At 36.6% G+C, this 15,303-nt stretch carries 16 protein-coding genes and 1 tRNA gene; 9 read left to right on the forward strand and 8 right to left on the reverse strand.

The features are described 5' to 3' along the window. Nucleotides 1–8: 8 nt before the first annotated feature. Complete coding sequence (map, locus tag M0D58_RS03010; protein ID WP_248393533.1) at nucleotides 9–773, reverse strand: type I methionyl aminopeptidase; 765 nt, start codon at nucleotides 771–773, stop codon at nucleotides 9–11. Nucleotides 774–1,003: 230 nt separating this feature from the next. Between map and M0D58_RS03015 the strand changes: the two genes are divergently transcribed. The 6 genes from M0D58_RS03015 (at nucleotide 1,004) to M0D58_RS03040 (ending at nucleotide 5,183) form a co-directional block, all read left to right on the forward strand. Beyond that, nucleotides 1,004–2,326, forward strand: coding sequence for a phosphatidylserine decarboxylase family protein (locus M0D58_RS03015; RefSeq protein ID WP_248393534.1), 1,323 nt, complete (start codon nucleotides 1,004–1,006; stop codon nucleotides 2,324–2,326). Nucleotides 2,327–2,417: 91 nt separating this feature from the next. Continuing rightward, entirely contained in the window at nucleotides 2,418–2,747 is a 330-nt protein-coding gene (locus tag M0D58_RS03020) for a YegP family protein (RefSeq protein ID WP_248393535.1), read from the forward strand. Nucleotides 2,748–3,041: 294 nt separating this feature from the next. Beyond that, entirely contained in the window at nucleotides 3,042–3,362 is a 321-nt protein-coding gene (locus M0D58_RS03025) for an ArsR/SmtB family transcription factor (RefSeq protein WP_248393536.1), read from the forward strand. Between the two features lie 3 nt (nucleotides 3,363–3,365). Then, complete coding sequence (locus tag M0D58_RS03030) at nucleotides 3,366–3,839, forward strand: SRPBCC domain-containing protein (RefSeq protein WP_248393537.1); 474 nt, start codon at nucleotides 3,366–3,368, stop codon at nucleotides 3,837–3,839. Nucleotides 3,840–3,862: 23 nt separating this feature from the next. Next, the gene (locus M0D58_RS03035) at nucleotides 3,863–4,423 is read left to right on the forward strand and encodes a DUF4256 domain-containing protein (RefSeq protein ID WP_248393538.1); all 561 of its coding nucleotides are present in this window, start codon (nucleotides 3,863–3,865) and stop codon (nucleotides 4,421–4,423) included. A gap of 256 nt (nucleotides 4,424–4,679) precedes the next feature. After that, nucleotides 4,680–5,183 carry a hypothetical protein gene (locus M0D58_RS03040; protein WP_248393539.1) on the forward strand — a complete coding sequence of 168 codons (504 nt, stop codon included), beginning with the start codon at nucleotides 4,680–4,682 and terminating at the stop codon, nucleotides 5,181–5,183. A gap of 173 nt (nucleotides 5,184–5,356) precedes the next feature. On the opposite strand, the gene M0D58_RS03045 is transcribed toward M0D58_RS03040, so the two are convergent. Beyond that, nucleotides 5,357–6,385: a threonine aldolase family protein gene (locus M0D58_RS03045; RefSeq protein WP_248393540.1), complete on the reverse strand. Its 1,029-nt coding sequence runs from the start codon at nucleotides 6,383–6,385 to the stop codon at nucleotides 5,357–5,359. An 83-nt stretch (nucleotides 6,386–6,468) separates the two neighbouring features. On the opposite strand from M0D58_RS03045, the gene M0D58_RS03050 reads away from it, so the two are divergent. Both M0D58_RS03050 and M0D58_RS03055 read left to right on the forward strand, forming a co-directional pair. Further along, nucleotides 6,469–7,122 (forward strand): metal-dependent transcriptional regulator, encoded by a 654-nt coding sequence (locus tag M0D58_RS03050; RefSeq protein ID WP_248393541.1) that lies wholly within the window; start codon nucleotides 6,469–6,471, stop codon nucleotides 7,120–7,122. 292 nt (nucleotides 7,123–7,414) lie between these two features. Continuing rightward, nucleotides 7,415–7,486, forward strand: a tRNA-Arg gene (locus M0D58_RS03055). Nucleotides 7,487–7,653: 167 nt separating this feature from the next. Here M0D58_RS03055 and M0D58_RS03060 read toward each other — a convergent pair. The 3 genes from M0D58_RS03060 to M0D58_RS03070 all read right to left on the reverse strand — a co-directional run bounded on the left by M0D58_RS03060 (nucleotide 7,654) and on the right by M0D58_RS03070 (nucleotide 9,681). Beyond that, entirely contained in the window at nucleotides 7,654–8,157 is a 504-nt protein-coding gene (locus tag M0D58_RS03060; RefSeq protein ID WP_248393542.1) for an endonuclease V, read from the reverse strand. A 37-nt stretch (nucleotides 8,158–8,194) separates the two neighbouring features. After that, nucleotides 8,195–8,563: a VOC family protein gene (locus M0D58_RS03065; protein WP_248393543.1), complete on the reverse strand. Its 369-nt coding sequence runs from the start codon at nucleotides 8,561–8,563 to the stop codon at nucleotides 8,195–8,197. Between the two features lie 74 nt (nucleotides 8,564–8,637). Next, a complete protein-coding gene (locus M0D58_RS03070; protein ID WP_248393544.1) occupies nucleotides 8,638–9,681 on the reverse strand; it encodes a M28 family metallopeptidase in 1,044 nt (347 codons plus the stop codon). A gap of 89 nt (nucleotides 9,682–9,770) precedes the next feature. Here M0D58_RS03070 and M0D58_RS03075 point away from each other — a divergent pair, with 89 nt between their 5' ends. Continuing rightward, nucleotides 9,771–10,910, forward strand: coding sequence for an aminotransferase class I/II-fold pyridoxal phosphate-dependent enzyme (locus tag M0D58_RS03075; RefSeq protein ID WP_248393545.1), 1,140 nt, complete (start codon nucleotides 9,771–9,773; stop codon nucleotides 10,908–10,910). A 95-nt stretch (nucleotides 10,911–11,005) separates the two neighbouring features. Here M0D58_RS03075 and M0D58_RS03080 read toward each other — a convergent pair whose 3' ends face one another. The 3 genes from M0D58_RS03080 to M0D58_RS03090 form a co-directional block, all read right to left on the reverse strand. Continuing rightward, nucleotides 11,006–13,732: a sodium-translocating pyrophosphatase gene (locus M0D58_RS03080; protein WP_248393546.1), complete on the reverse strand. Its 2,727-nt coding sequence runs from the start codon at nucleotides 13,730–13,732 to the stop codon at nucleotides 11,006–11,008. Between the two features lie 318 nt (nucleotides 13,733–14,050). Further along, a complete protein-coding gene (locus M0D58_RS03085; protein WP_248393547.1) occupies nucleotides 14,051–14,662 on the reverse strand; it encodes an inorganic pyrophosphatase in 612 nt (203 codons plus the stop codon). A gap of 23 nt (nucleotides 14,663–14,685) precedes the next feature. Continuing rightward, nucleotides 14,686–15,198: a DUF7935 family protein gene (locus tag M0D58_RS03090; protein ID WP_248395009.1), complete on the reverse strand. Its 513-nt coding sequence runs from the start codon at nucleotides 15,196–15,198 to the stop codon at nucleotides 14,686–14,688. Between the last annotated feature and the right edge of the window lie 105 nt (nucleotides 15,199–15,303).

Here is a 15,303-nt window from a genome sequence, read left to right on the forward strand (position 1 = left end):
TTTTAATTTTAATTAAAGATTTCATTCATTTCCGTCAGGATGATCGGCTGTCCGTCCGTAATGATAATAGTGTGCTCATGCTGTGCCATGTAACCGCCTTTGTTGCCAACCATTGTCCAGCCGTCTTTGAGTTCAACAGCAATATTCGAAGATGTTGAAATAAATGTTTCAATTGCTACAACAGTATTTTTTCTGAACCTTCTGTTATCAAAACGGTTTCTATAATTCATCAGTTCATCCGGTTCTTCGTGGAGGCTTTTCCCAACACCGTGGCCGCCCAGATTTTTAATTACTTTAAAACCTCGTCTTTTGGCTTCAGTTTCCATCAGCAGCCCGATATCAGAAATTTTAACGCCACCTTTAATATTGTTTATCGCCTTATGCAGAATTTCTTTAGAAGCATTTACCAGCGTTGCATGCTTATTAAGATCTTTTCCGATAACAAATGAATTTCCATTGTCTGCCCAAAATCCGTTGAGCTCTGCAGAAACGTCTATATTAATAAGGTCTCCTTCTTTCAACACTCGCTGCTCAGAAGGAATACCGTGACAAAATTCATTGTCTACACTTATACAGGCGCAGCCGGGAAATCCGTAGGTGAGGGCAGGAGCAGATCTGGCTCCAAAACTTTTAAGAACTGCAGCCCCGAAATCATCAACCTCTTTCGTGGTCATACCCGGTTTTGCAAACCCGCACATCTCTTTTAAAGTAAAAGCAATGGCTTCACTTACTTTTTGCATTCCGATTAATTCAGACTCATTGGTTATAGACATCTTAAAAATTTGATACAAAGATAATGACTTATTATTATGTATTGCACCTCAGATAAACGATACACGTTCCGTATTAATACTTAGATTTCATTTTGAGTATAATTACGGTTGATCACATACCTGTTTCCGCTGTAATTTTACTCTAAACTAATACCATGGAGACCAGAAACCATTTAAACGGGGCGCATCCTGAAAAGCCATACGAGTAAGGTTCTAAAAAACACCATATTATGAATCACGTAAAGTACAGGGTGGGGAAATGGCTTCCATCCGACAGGAATTTCCTGAACAAGTGGATTGAAAAGAAAATTGCACAGGTTAATGCATATCCGCTTCCGCTAAATCCCGCTATTGAAGATCTTAGAAATGCCATTTATAATGACGCAGTGCTTTATATGGGCTTTACAAGTATGTATGACCAGATTCCTCAGGGTTATAATGATCAGGTTAAAAACTTTGAAACCATGCTTCAGATCATGAATCAGATTCTTCAGGAAGGGCCTTGCTATAGTAAGATTGAAGACCAAATCGGGTTGGTAGGATTTCCCATCAATGCTATCCTGGATTGGGCAATGGGTACGGAAGGCGGTTATCTCGCATTTACCAACACATTGGTCAATCAAAAACTGCAGGTGATTCTGAATGAATGGAAAAATTTCCTCGAGTCTCCGGAGTCTACCTATGTTCTGGTAGACGGCCCTATATACCAGCCACAGCCGGATTATACTGCTCCTGTAGGATGGTTTTCGCAGGAAGCACTGGAAGCTATCGCCAGCATGGACCCGTTGAGAGGGCAGGGCAATGATCCTTATGATGCGCTTCAAAATTTTATTTACAATTATCAGTGCCAGCCGGATCAGCCATATTTCGGGTATAAAAGCTGGGACGATTTTTTCACAAGAGAATTTAACCCGGGTGTTCGGGAAGTGAGTGAAGAAGATAAAAATTCGGATGTAATTGTAAATGCCTGTGAATCGGCTCCGTATAATTGCGTTACCAGTGCTATGATGAAAGATAAATTCTGGATGAAAGGCCAGCCGTATTCGCTTCTGGATATTATGGATAATCATGAGCTCGCCCAGGAATTCGGTGACAACAGTACTGTTTACCAGGCGTTTTTATGTGCTAAAACATATCATCGCTGGAACAGCCCGGTTGATGGGACAATTGTAGCTATCCAAAATGTACCGGGAACATATTATTCCGAAGCTCCGGCTGAAGGGTATGATCCTGCAGGACCGAATGATTCTCAGGGATATATTGCTGAACTGGCTGCCCGTGCATTAATTTTCATTAAATCAGATAATGAAAAAATCGGACTTATGTGTTTTGTAGCCATCGGAATGGCGGAAGTTTCCAGCTGTGAAATTACTGTTGCACCCGGAGATTACGTAAAAAAAGGCGATCCGCTCGGAACATTTCATTTTGGAGGATCCACACATTGTCTGATTTTCCGTCCGGGAGTTAATATCAATTTCGATTTTCACGGACAGACACCGAGCCTGAACACCTACAATATTCCTGTAAAAGCAAGAATTGGTGTTGTAGAATAACATACAATATTATGTTATAAACCATACTGGATAAACATTTTCTAGTTTAATTTTATTTTGATAATCATAATAATATTATATAAATTATTACATGACAAAGTACATTATCCGCAAATCTTTTGACGGGAAATACCGATGGGTTTTAATAGCGCCGAACGGAGACAATTTATTAACCAGTGAGGCGTATACTTCAAAAGAAGGCTGTTTAAACGGAGTACAGATCAGCAAAGAAAGTCTGAAGGATTCAAATTTTAAAATGTTAATGACAGCAAAAAAATATCAACCGTATTTTATGCAGATTGCTGATAATTATCAAATATTGGCCAGAAGTGAAATATATTCAGCGGCTTATGCCAGAGATGCTGCATCAGACACTGTTAAAAATTACGCAGCAGATGCAGTAATTGAAGATCTTTCTTAATATAAAAAGGCAGCTGTGATAAATAGCTGCCTTTTTTAATGTAGCTCTATAAATAAAAATATTTTAAGAAACAATTTATAGCTTTAATATTAAAAATTACTGAACAATTTTAAATTGAGAACAAAACTGATATACCATTAAATTACTGATTTATAGACATTGTAAAAACCTGAAATATATTCTATTTAACATAATATAAATTATAGGACTTTTAAATTTTGAGATAAACATCCTTTTTATTATAATTTGTGTAGTTAAATAACTTCACATATATTTGTAGACAAATAACTACACATGAACCTAAGACGTGATGTTTTTCAGGCCATTGCAGATCCGACACGCCGATCAATCTTAATACTGCTGGCTTCGCAGTCTATGACAGCCGGCGCTATTGCATCTAATTTCAATACCGCAAGACCGACCGTTTCCAAACACCTGCAGATCCTTTCGGAATGCGAACTGCTTAAGCCTGAACAAAATGGCCGGGAAATCATTTATCATCTCAATGCTGAAAAAATGAAAGAAATTGCCGATTTTATCGAACCGTTCCGCAAAATGTGGGATGAACGGTTCAATACGCTTGAAAATATTATGAAAAACTATACAACAAAATAATTTATGGAACTCAAAACAAAAATCACTGCCGAAGACGGCAAACAGGAAATTTTCATTACACGAGAATTTGATATTCCTTTAAATCTTCTTTTTAAAGCATATACAGATGCGGAAATTGTCGGTCAATGGATGGGAACAAATGTGTTATCATTAGAAAACAGAAAACACGGCAGTTACCAGTTTGAAACCAGAAATAATAACGGAGATATCATTTTCAAAGCACATGGAAGCATCCACGATATTATTTGGGACCACTTAATTATCAGAACATTCCAGATGGAAAATACTTCTTTCCCAGCACAGATGGAATTCTTAACATTTGAAAAAATTTCAGATGATAAAAGTAAAATTACCATTCAGAGTATTTATAAATCGGTGGAAATCAGAGATCAGATGCTAAAATTACCTTTTGCCCAGGGAATTAATATGGCTCACAATAGATTAGAGGAAGTTATCTTATCTATTACTAAACAATAACTTGAATTCTAAAATAAAACATTATGACTAAAAAAAATCTATCAAAAGAACAGAAAGAAGCACTGCTGGAAACCTTACGAACACGATTTTCAAAAAATATGAACCGGCATAAAAACCTGGAATGGAACCAAATAGAAGAAAAACTGCTTGAAAACCCGGACAAACTCTGGTCTTTGAACGAAATGGAAATCACAGAAGGTGAACCTGATGTAGTAACCTTTAATGATGAGACGAACGGTGAAATTTTATTCTTCGACTGTTCCCCCGAAAGTCCGAAACGCAGAAGCCTTTGCTACGACTATCAGGCGTGGAATGCCCGAAAAGCCAACAAACCGGAAGGAAATGCTGTTGACAAAGCCGCTGAAATGGGTATAGAAATTTTAACTGAAGCACAATACCGTAAACTCCAGGAACTTGGTAAATTTGATCTTAAAACTTCAAGCTGGATCCGAACTCCGGAAAAAATCAGACAAATGGGCGGAGCCGTTTTCTGTGACAGAAGATACGATACTGTTTTTCTATATCACAACGGTGCCGAATCTTATTATGCCGCGAGAGGATTCAGAGGTTGTCTTAAAATTTAGTATGATTCTCAAAAGAATAAAATTCAATATTTTTATGGTTAAAATTTCAAGCGGATTTACACGGATTTCTAAAATATGCCCAATTTTTTCTTTACATCTGATGTGACTTATGTGTTTAAATTTCTTTTGCCATTTATGGTTATAAAAATTCTTTTTTCCATATTGGACCATAAATTGATTTGTTTATTCCAATTTAATTTTGAAACAAAATAGTATTGCTATTTTAGCATAAATATTAATTCAAATAAAAAGGGATATGAAAAAAGTAATCTTATTAGGAGCATTCTCAGTTTTCTTGGTAAACTGCAGCAAAAAAGCAGAAGCTCCGGTTGCCGAAACAGCACAGCCTGATACCGCAGCTACTGCAGAAAAAACAATCGATACACTTACGGCAAAATCATTTTGCTACATGGGTGTTACTGGAAAAGACACTGTTTTTGTAAGCATCGATGACAACCTGGGAACAATTACCGGAAAAATGGCTTTTAAAAACAGCGAAAAAGACAGCAATAAAGGTGAATTATCAGGATTTAAATCCGGAGATACACTGAAACTGACATACGAATTTGCTTCAGAAGGCAAAACAGGAAACAAAAATGACATCTATTTTCTCCAGACCAAAGACGGACTGAGCGAAGGAATCGGTGACAGAGATCCTCAAACAGGAACAAAATATGTTAATGAAAATAAAATCAAATATGCAGGAGGCAGAACCCTTAAACCTGCAGACTGTAATATGGTAACAAAAGCTTTACAGTAAAAACTCCAGCAAGGGAGTCCTTAAAGGACGACTTACCCAAGGATAGGATAAAATCCTATCAAACAAAACAACATTAAAAAAAGTCCTGAAAGGACGACTTATCCAAGTATGGGATAAATCCTATCAAAAAATACAACATTCAACAAAAAACAGCCTTCAACGAGGCTGTTTTTTTATAGTTCATTTTTAATAATTCCAATAAATTCTTCTACAGGTTCATCCGCGGTATTCCAGGAGGTAATGAGACGGATTGCCGAAAAGTCATCATCAATTTTTTTCCAGACATAAAACTCAAATTTTTCAGACAGCTTTTTAATCAGGCTATTGCTTAAAATAGGAAAAATCTGGTTGGTATAGGTATCGGAAAGAAACTGCACTCCCCTTTCCTTCATCGCATTTTTAATTTTCATCGCCTGACGGTTTGCATGTGCCGCAAGTTCAAAATACAGATCATCTTTCATCAATTCCAGAAACTGAATTCCAAGAAGTCTTCCTTTTGCCAGCAAAGCACCTTTTTGTTTGATATTAAATGCAAAATCCTGCTGCAGTTCCTTATTATTGATCACGATGGCCTCTCCTATCAATGCTCCGTTTTTGGTTCCGCCAATATAAAAAGCATCAGTAAATTCTGCCACCTTTTCGAGGGTAAGATCAGTAATTTCAGCAGTAAGCCCGTGTCCCATTCTTGCTCCATCCATAAAAATATAAAGATTATTTTCCTTACAAAATGATGAAAGCTTTTCAAGTTCAGCCAAGGTGTAAACGGTACCCAATTCTGTAGAATTTGAAAGATAAACCAACTTTGGCATGACCTGATGCGGAATATTTTTGTGACTTTGCAATACAGGGATAATATCTTCCGGTGTCAGCTTTCCGTCTTCTTTATCGATACTTAAAATTTTGTGACCGGTAGCTTCGATAGCTCCGGTTTCGTTGTTTAAAATGTGCCCTGTTGCTGCTGAAATAACACATTGATAAGGTTTTAAAATGGAAGAAATTACAATAAGGTTGGCCTGCGTTCCGCCCGATACAAAATAAATATCTGAATTCGACTGTATTTTCCGCCGTATAAGATTTTTTGCTTCCAAAGAATATTGGTCCTCTCCGTAGCCTGCCTGCTGATCATCATTATAAGATAATAAAGCTTTTAAGATATTGGGATGACAGCCCTCGGAATAGTCGTTTTTAAAAGAAAATTTCATAATGTAAAATTAAAAAACTAAAAAGAAACTCTCGTACATTTTCATAAAATTTTGTTAGATTTGTAATTAAAATCATCTAACATTTGAAAACAACACTCACGGAAGAAAATTATCTGAAAGCTTTATTTCATCTTGTCGACAGTGAAAATAAAGTAACGATTAATGAGCTCAGCAAATTTTTATCCGTAAAAATGCCGAGTGTAAACAATATGATGAAAAAGTTTGCCGAAAAAAACTGGGTCATTTATGAAACTTATAAACCGCTTGTCGTTACTGAAAAAGGATGGCGCGAGGCTGCTTTAGTAGTAAGAAAACACCGGCTTACAGAAATGTTTCTGGTAAAAAAAATGAACTTTGGCTGGGAAAATGTGCATGAAATTGCGGAACAGCTGGAACATGTCCATTCTACCCTTTTCTTTGATAAAATGGATGAAATTCTGGATCATCCGAAATTTGATCCTCATGGAGAACCTATTCCTGATAAAGATGGAAATATTATCGCACAGGATCTTCAGAAATTAAGTTCATGTAACGTGGGAGAAACCGTTGTATTTGCCTCTGTGACGTTGTCTGACGATTCTTTTCTTAACTATCTTACTGAAAGAAATTTACTTTTAAATAAAAAAATAAAGATCTTAAAAATTGAAAGTTTTGATAAATCTTTCACTGTAGAAGTTGACGGAAAACAGGAAGTTTTAAGCAGAAAAGCTACCGATAAAATTTTGGTTAAAATATAAATCATACTTATCCACATTTTTTTGTGGATAACCTGTGAATTTTAACATTTAATTATTGTTTATAAGAATTTTTATTTCTAAATTTACTATGTAATACAATTGAAGTGGAAACATATTTTGCTTTTTTCAACTCTGAAATCGCAATTAAATTTATAAAAATTTAAGCATAGCATTGTCGGCTATGCTTTTTTATTGTTGTCTAATTAAAAAAATGAGATGTTTTATCTACTGAATCCGTTCCTAAAGAACGGATTCTTTCATTTAATTAAAATATTTTATACATTTGATGAAAGGTCTCATAGTTCAACGGATAGAATAGAAGTTTCCTAAACTTTAGATCCAAGTTCGATTCTTGGTGAGACCACAAATCTATAATAAAATAAACCGACAGTAAAACTGCCGGTTTATAAAACAAAAATTGATATGGATATGATTGAATTTCATAAATGTCAACCTTACAAATTTATATTTATTTAGAATAATTAAAAATAATAAAGTGATGATATTTGTCAGTTTTAATATAATTATTAACTATTCAGTTCTTGTCAGCTGATCCAGCTTTTTAAGCAAAGTGGGAATTCTGAAATTTCCATGCATTTCTTCTACTTTACATTTAATTTCATCAACATCCGCTCCTATGGCTGTCAAAAAAAGAGGTGTTTTACTGTCTCCCCTGTACACCGATCTTCTCTGATCATCAGGTGAATTAAATCCGTTTTTCGCAATTCCGATAACCGGAAATTTACCTCTCAGAGTTTGAAAAAGATGACCACCCAATCCTGTTTTTCCTTCGTTATCCAGTGTTACATATCCGTCAACTATAATCAGGTCTCCTTCTTTCAGAGTAATTTTTTTCAGAAGACTTAAGACACATGGCAGTTCTCTTTTGTAGAATGCTCCGCTCTCATAATCGGCGGTAACTGCTGTTGTCTCTGTAAAAATCTTATTTTCAATTTCAGAATCCCAGCTTTCAAAAGCAATACACACCGTTTTTGCTTTATCACCGAAATAATAGGTGTCAAATGCGTAAATCATTTATAAATTAACCATTATCAGTTTGAACTGACAAATTTTAAGTATTAAAAAATTCTCCGAAATGCCACAAAATACCAGACGGATCATTTAAAAAGCATTCTTTTCCCCAAGGCATCGTCTTCACCGAAGATAATTTCACTCCCGGATATTTATCCGTAAGGTTGAGGGAGCTAAGGTAATTCCAAAACTCATCCGTATTCTCTACTTCAATAAAGATCATGGTATTATCAATCCAGTCTTTTACATAGGCGTCCTGAAGATAGAATGCGGTCTCGTTCCATCGGAAAAGTGAAAGCTTCGGTTCTAAAATAACTTCTTCGAAACCAATATTTTTATAAAATTTTCTGCTGATCTCAAAATTTTCGGATCCGACAAAAGGCCGTATGGATTTTAGTTTTTGACTCATTATTATAGATAAATTTTAATATTTTAAATACAATAAAGGCAAATTATTTAAACAATCTGCCCTTACTTGTTTATTTATTTTTTATCAACGATAATTCGATCAGGTCTGTTGGCAATTTCCCATGCAGTAGCAAATACAAGCTGTGTTCTTTTTGCAAGCAGATCATAATCAATTTTTTCTACATCATCGGTTGGTTTATGGTAATCTTCATGAATTCCGTCAAAGAAAAAAGCAACCGGGACATTATTTTTGGCAAAATTATAATGATCAGAGCGGTAATATAATCTTTGGGGATCGTTCGGATCATCATATTTATAATTCAGTTCCAAGTTATTCGTTCTTTTATTAGCTGCTTCGTTAATTAGCTTCAGCTGAGAACTCAGCATTTCAGATCCGATCACATACACATACTGTTTTCCTCTGTTTTCAGGATCATCGCGGCCGATCATATCAATATTAAGATCAACCACCGTATTGGCAAGCGGAAATACCGGATTATCAGTATAATATTCAGAACCGAAAAGGCCATGCTCTTCTCCGGTAACATGAAGAAATAATACGGATTTTTTAGGTCCTTTCCCTGATTTTTTTGCAGCCTGGAAAGCTTTTGCGATTTCCATAACGGCTACCGTTCCGCTTCCGTCATCATCTGCACCATTATACACAACGCCATTTTTTGTGCCGACATGATCATAATGCGCAGAAACAACAACTATTTCTTCGGGCTTTTCAGATCCTTCAATAAAAGCAAGAATATTTTCAGAATCCGGAAGATTTGAACCCCCTCTTTTTTTCATAAAATCAGAAGGAACTTTCTGGTAATAAGAACCAAGAGCCTTTGGAAATGAAATTCCCAAGTTTTTATAATAATTCACCATATATTCGCCCGCTCTTTTCTGTCCGGGACTTCCTGTATCACGCCCTTCCATTTCATCGGAAGCAATCACATATAAGTTCTTCTTAAGATCTGCAGCTTTAATTTCCTTATAAGCAGATACAAAAGCTTTATCACCTTTTACAGCTGAATTTTGAGAAGAAGAAACATCGGAAGCGGTTTTGGCAGTTCCACAACTTACCAGTAAAACTGCTGAAAATACAGGAACTAATAGTTTTCTCATTTTTATTATAATTTGCTTAAAAATAACAAAATTAATTTACATTCCTGCGAAAGGGGAATTTTCTTATATTTGATATAAATGCAAAATATATGGAGAAAGTTTACGGATTTACCCATTACTCCTTTTTTTCTGAAATGTCTGAACTGGCTGTGAAAAACAACAGCTTCGATCTTTCTTTGGGCCTGGCCGATTTTGATATTGATCCAAAGCTGAAAGCTTTTCTGAAAGAAGCAGCTGACTTCTCTACACATCATTATGAGCCTCTTGCGGGAAATCCTCTGTTGATTGACAGTATTATTCGTTATAACTCCAGAAGAAACAACAGTATTTTTCTGAATCAAAATGAAGTTACCATTACCCCATGTGCAACTTTTACTTTATATACAGCACTGAAATGCATTATCAATCAAGGAGATGAAGTGATTGTTATACAGCCTTCCTACTACACGTACGGTCCTTCTATTGTTCTGAATCACGGAACGCCTGTTTATTACAACTTAGAGAATGATTTTACTATCAACTGGGAAAAACTTGGTGATTGTATTTCCGAAAAAACCAAAGCAATTATTGTAAATTCTCCGCAAAATCCTACCGGGAAAGTATGGTCTCAAAAAGACTGGAATCAACTATATGAGCTCATAAAAAACCAGGAAACCTATCTCATTTCAGAGGAAATCTATGACACTTATTGCTATGATGAAACTTCACACTACAGTGCTTTTCTACATCCCGAGCTTAAGAAAAGATGCTTTTGTATTTTTTCTTTTGGCAAAATGTTTCATTCTACAGGATGGAAAGTAAGTTATCTTTTATCATGCGAAAATCTTACAGCAAAGTTCAGATGTCATCAGCAATATATTTCTTACAGTGCCAATTCGCCCTGCCAGTATGCGATAGCAAAATATCTTGATATTTTTGATCCCTATCACAATCAAAATCTGATGCAGAAGAAACGTGATATTTTTAATGAATTGATTAAAGAAACACCTTTTATTGTTGAACATATAGCTGAAGGCGCTGTTTTTCAGGTGGTTAATTTCAGAAATATTTCCACAACAATGACGGATGTAGAGTTTTCCAAATGGCTTACTGTGGATAAAGGAGTAGCCTGTCTTCCGCTTTCCGCTTTTTATAATTCAAAAAATAATTCGGATTATCTACGTTTCAGCTTTGCTAAAAATGATGAGCTTATCACTAATGCATTGGAGCATCTGAGAAAAACCCTTTAATATTATCAAAGCGGATTAAGAATTCCGGATTTGTGATTTATTAATAACAAAAAAGCACCGCTTTTGCAGTGCTTAATATTCTTAAATTATACGGTTTAAAGACTTAAAACCCTTACATCTATTCTTCTGTTTTTCGCCATACATTCATCTGTATCATTTGCTGCACAAACAGGATGCTGTGCTCCGTATCCTTCTGCTTCTACCCTGTCGCCGGCAATTCCCAGCTCCAGAAGTTTCAGTTTTGCGGTTTGTGCTCTCAGGTTAGAAAGTTTAAGATTGCTTTCTTCATTTCCTGAATTATCGGTATAACCACCTAATTTTATTCTCATGGTAGGATATGCATCAAGAATTTCCACCAGGTTTAAAAGCTGTGCGTCTGAACCAGGTCTTAATTCACTTGCTCCTGTTTCAAAATAAAGATTTTCTATAGTAAACCATTTATTAGGATCCAAAACAGCCTGATCTTTATTATTTACCAACTCATACATTTTGTAAAGTTGACTGCTTTCTCCTATGGATATTTTTTTACCGCCTTTTAACTGTAGCTCTTTTAATGTTCCTGTATCATATACAAAATCACCATTTTCATTAAGATATCCTTTTATTTCTGCAGGAACCACTGCTACAGCTGTATTTCCGGAAACAGCATTAACACCCGTTGTCCCTGTTAAGCTTTCAATTTTTGCCTTTCTGTTGGCATCGATTTTATCTTTGTGAAGAACAGCCAATGTAGGGGCAATAACCAACGAAACAATGGACATCAGTTTAATTAAAATATTCATCGAAGGCCCGGATGTATCTTTAAATGGATCTCCTACCGTATCTCCTGTTACGGAAGCTTTATGAGGGTCTGAACCTTTGTAATACATTTGTCCGTTGATGTTTACTCCTTTTTCGAAAGATTTTTTGGCATTATCCCATGCACCACCGGCATTATTCTGGAACATTCCCATCAAAACACCGCAAACTGTTGCTCCGGCTAAAAATCCGCCCAACACTTCAGGTCCGAAAATAAAGCCTATCAATAAAGGTGAAACGATAGCAATTGCTCCGGGAAGCATCATTTTTTTAATAGATGCATCGGTAGAAATAGCAACGCATTTTTCGTATTCAGGCTGTGCTTTTCCTTCCAGAATTCCCGGAATTTCCCGGAACTGCCTTCTTACTTCTTCCACCATCGCCATAGCTGCCTGTCCTACAGCGGTAATCGCAAGAGAAGAGAAGATAAACGGAATCATTCCTCCGACAAATAACCCGGCAAGAACATCGGCTCTGTAAATATCGATTCCGTCGATTCCTGCAATTCCTACAAATGCTGCAAATAATGCAAGCGCCGTTAAAGCCGCTGAAGCGATGGCAAAACCTTTTCCTGTGGCAGCCGTTGTATTTCCTACGGCATCCAGAATATCTGTTTTTTCACGGACTTCTTTAGGTAATTCACTCATTTCCGCAATTCCGCCTGCATTATCGGCAATCGGTCCGAAAGCATCGATGGCAAGCTGCATGGCCGTTGTAGCCATCATTCCCGCTGCGGCAATAGCCACTCCGTATAATCCGGCACAAAGGTAAGAACCGTAAATTCCGCCGGCCAGAACAATAATCGGTAACAGTGTTGATTCCATGCCCACGGAAAGTCCTCCGATAATGTTGGTGGCATGACCGGTAGAAGACTGTCTTACGATACTGGAGACAGGCCTTTTTCCCATTGCCGTATAATATTCTGTAATAATGCTCATTAATGTTCCCACAACCAATCCTACCATGATGGCTCCAAAAACACCCATTTTAGTAAATTCATGTCCCCGTAAAACCATCTCATCAGGCAAAATATAATTCACCAGAAAATAAGAAGATATCGCAGTAATAACAATGCTTCCCCAGTTTCCTAAATTTAAAGCATTCTGAACATTTGATGTGGATGAATCTTCATTATCATTTATTCTTACAAATAAAGTTCCTATGATAGAGAAAATAATTCCCGTTCCGGCAATAAGCATCGGAAGAAGAATCGGCGCAAAACCACCGAAGGAATCCTCCGAAACGGTTTCTCTTCCTAAAACCATTGTTGCCAAAACTGTTGCGACATACGAACCGAAAAGGTCCGCGCCCATTCCTGCAACGTCTCCTACATTATCTCCTACGTTATCGGCAATAGTAGCCGGGTTTCTAGGATCATCTTCCGGAATACCAGCTTCCACTTTTCCCACAAGGTCAGCCCCGACATCTGCAGCTTTAGTATAAATTCCGCCACCTACTCTTGCGAATAAAGCAATAGACTCTGCACCCAGAGAAAAACCGGTAAGGATCTCAATGGTTCTTTCCATTTCCTGAGAATCTACATGGGCATTGGGAGCAAAGATCTGCTTGATGATTAAAAATAAAGCACCCAAGCCAAGAACAGCAAGACCAGCGACTCCCATTCCCATAACGGAACCTCCGGTGAAGGAAACTTTTAATGCTTTTGAAAGTGAAGTTCTTGCGGCTTCTGCAGTTCTTACGTTGGCTTTTGTAGCGATCTTCATGCCTATAAATCCTGCAAGCGCCGAAAACACGGCTCCTACGACGAAAGCGACTCCAATACTCCAGTGTGAATTGGCATTAGTAGAACCCATAACAGCCAATAGAATGGCCACAATAACTACAAAGTAGGTTAAAATCTTGTACTCAGCTTTGAGGAAAGCCATTGCACCGTCAGCGATGTGTCCGCTGATTATTTTCATTTTTTCATTTCCGGCGTTTTGCTTACTTACCCAGTTGCTTTGAAAGAAAGTGTACAGTAAAGCAATGACACCGAAAACAGGAATTAAATAGAACAGATCCATAGTTTAATATTTTTTTGGTAATAGAGTACTAAATATAATGAATTATTCTGATGTATTTAATGAAAAACATCATAGTTCTTTAAAAATCAAAAAGTTAAACGGTTAAGCACCTAATAGTTGTTTTCAGTGGTGAATTGGCTAGCCCGGATTGAGCGGCCTGTCTGAGCTCTTTTTATTTCATCGGCGCGGCTTCGCCGCGCCGATGAAATAAAAAAGCGAGTAGCGAAAGCCGGAAAAAGCTCCTAAAAAATATCCGGGAAATAAAAAAAGGATAAACGAAAATTCATTTATCCTTTTATTATATTGAGAGGCAATTGATTATCCTCCGTATTTGTTTGCGTAATCTTCCTGAGAAGCTTTGATTACTTTTTTAGCGTGTTCTGCTCCGTACACTTCCTGGATTCTGCATTTTGCAGGTTCGTCCGGTAGATTTTTATACGTTAAAAAATAGTGCATTAATCGTTTCACTTCTGCTTCAGGCAATTCTGAAATATCTCTGAAATGTCCGAAAGCGTGGTCACCGATCATTACAGCAACGATTTTATCATCAGCCTCTCCTCCGTCGATCATTTTAAATCCGCCGATTGGAATAGCTTCCATCAAAAGACCTCCAGCATGAATATTGTGTGAACTTAAAACACAGATATCAAGCGGATCGTGATCTCCCATTGTAACATCATTCGCACCTCTTTCGATGGCTAAATTCATTACTTCAGCATCGCAATACGTTCTCGGAACAAAACCGTACAATGCCGGAATAATGTTGGAAAACTTCTGTGGCCTGTCTACCTTTAAAAATCCTGTTTCTTTATCAACTTCATATTTAATGGTATCAGAAGGAACGATCTCCACGAAAACATTTACGACATTCGGCGCATCTTCTCCTGCAGAAATACCATGCCATGGATGTGCTTTAAAATTTGGAATCATTATTTAATTTAATTTATTTTTAATTATGTTATTATTAAAATTTCTCTTCTAAGATCTTCTATTGTGGCGGAAATATAGTCTTCACCGTTTATAAAATTCATGATAAAAATAGTCTTGAACTCATCGAGTGTTGCATTTCCTCTGATTTCACTATAGGTTTTGTGAAGAAGTTCTATGATGGCATTTTTAGAATCAACAATATTCTTCCAGGAGTTTTTGGTGATATAAAGCTGCTGGGAAGCATTATAGTCAAATTCTTCGTTAATGGCTTTTTCTGTAAGGAAAATAAACTCATGAACGGCAAGACCTTTATCAAAACGCTGAATAAGATGGGAAGGTTTCAGTCTTTCCATGAAGAGTGTCATTCTCTCGTATGACTGTGCTTTGTTGCCGGTATTCGACTTTACGGTAAGGAGTTTGATTTCCTGTTCTTTAAGCCTGATGTAGGTAAATACGAATTGTCTCAGCAAAACCAGAAAAGGTATTGCAATAATTAATGCAAATGCATACGGTAAATATCCTGAAAAACTAGCCATAATTGAGGTAGCAAAATTAATGATATTTTCTGAATTTACCGTGAAAATCATATAAGTATTCCGATTCTTTTCTATCTTAAATTTTTAGAGAACGAATCACTCATA

Origin of the sequence: Chryseobacterium nepalense (assembly GCF_023195755.1) — a bacterium.
In the GTDB taxonomy this organism is placed as follows: domain Bacteria; phylum Bacteroidota; class Bacteroidia; order Flavobacteriales; family Weeksellaceae; genus Chryseobacterium; species Chryseobacterium nepalense.

Coding starts and splice junctions, on each gene's coding strand:
- map (WP_248393533.1), bottom strand. CDS start 773: ATGTCTATAACCAATGAGTCTGAATTAATCGGAATGCAAAAAGTAAGT.
- M0D58_RS03015 (WP_248393534.1), top strand. CDS start 1,004: ATGAATCACGTAAAGTACAGGGTGGGGAAATGGCTTCCATCCGACAGG.
- M0D58_RS03020 (WP_248393535.1), top strand. CDS start 2,418: ATGACAAAGTACATTATCCGCAAATCTTTTGACGGGAAATACCGATGG.
- M0D58_RS03025 (WP_248393536.1), top strand. CDS start 3,042: ATGAACCTAAGACGTGATGTTTTTCAGGCCATTGCAGATCCGACACGC.
- M0D58_RS03030 (WP_248393537.1), top strand. CDS start 3,366: ATGGAACTCAAAACAAAAATCACTGCCGAAGACGGCAAACAGGAAATT.
- M0D58_RS03035 (WP_248393538.1), top strand. CDS start 3,863: ATGACTAAAAAAAATCTATCAAAAGAACAGAAAGAAGCACTGCTGGAA.
- M0D58_RS03040 (WP_248393539.1), top strand. CDS start 4,680: ATGAAAAAAGTAATCTTATTAGGAGCATTCTCAGTTTTCTTGGTAAAC.
- M0D58_RS03045 (WP_248393540.1), bottom strand. CDS start 6,385: ATGAAATTTTCTTTTAAAAACGACTATTCCGAGGGCTGTCATCCCAAT.
- M0D58_RS03060 (WP_248393542.1), bottom strand. CDS start 8,157: ATGATTTACGCATTTGACACCTATTATTTCGGTGATAAAGCAAAAACG.
- M0D58_RS03065 (WP_248393543.1), bottom strand. CDS start 8,563: ATGAGTCAAAAACTAAAATCCATACGGCCTTTTGTCGGATCCGAAAAT.
- M0D58_RS03070 (WP_248393544.1), bottom strand. CDS start 9,681: ATGAGAAAACTATTAGTTCCTGTATTTTCAGCAGTTTTACTGGTAAGT.
- M0D58_RS03075 (WP_248393545.1), top strand. CDS start 9,771: ATGGAGAAAGTTTACGGATTTACCCATTACTCCTTTTTTTCTGAAATG.
- M0D58_RS03080 (WP_248393546.1), bottom strand. CDS start 13,732: ATGGATCTGTTCTATTTAATTCCTGTTTTCGGTGTCATTGCTTTACTG.
- M0D58_RS03085 (WP_248393547.1), bottom strand. CDS start 14,662: ATGATTCCAAATTTTAAAGCACATCCATGGCATGGTATTTCTGCAGGA.
- M0D58_RS03090 (WP_248395009.1), bottom strand. CDS start 15,198: ATGGCTAGTTTTTCAGGATATTTACCGTATGCATTTGCATTAATTATT.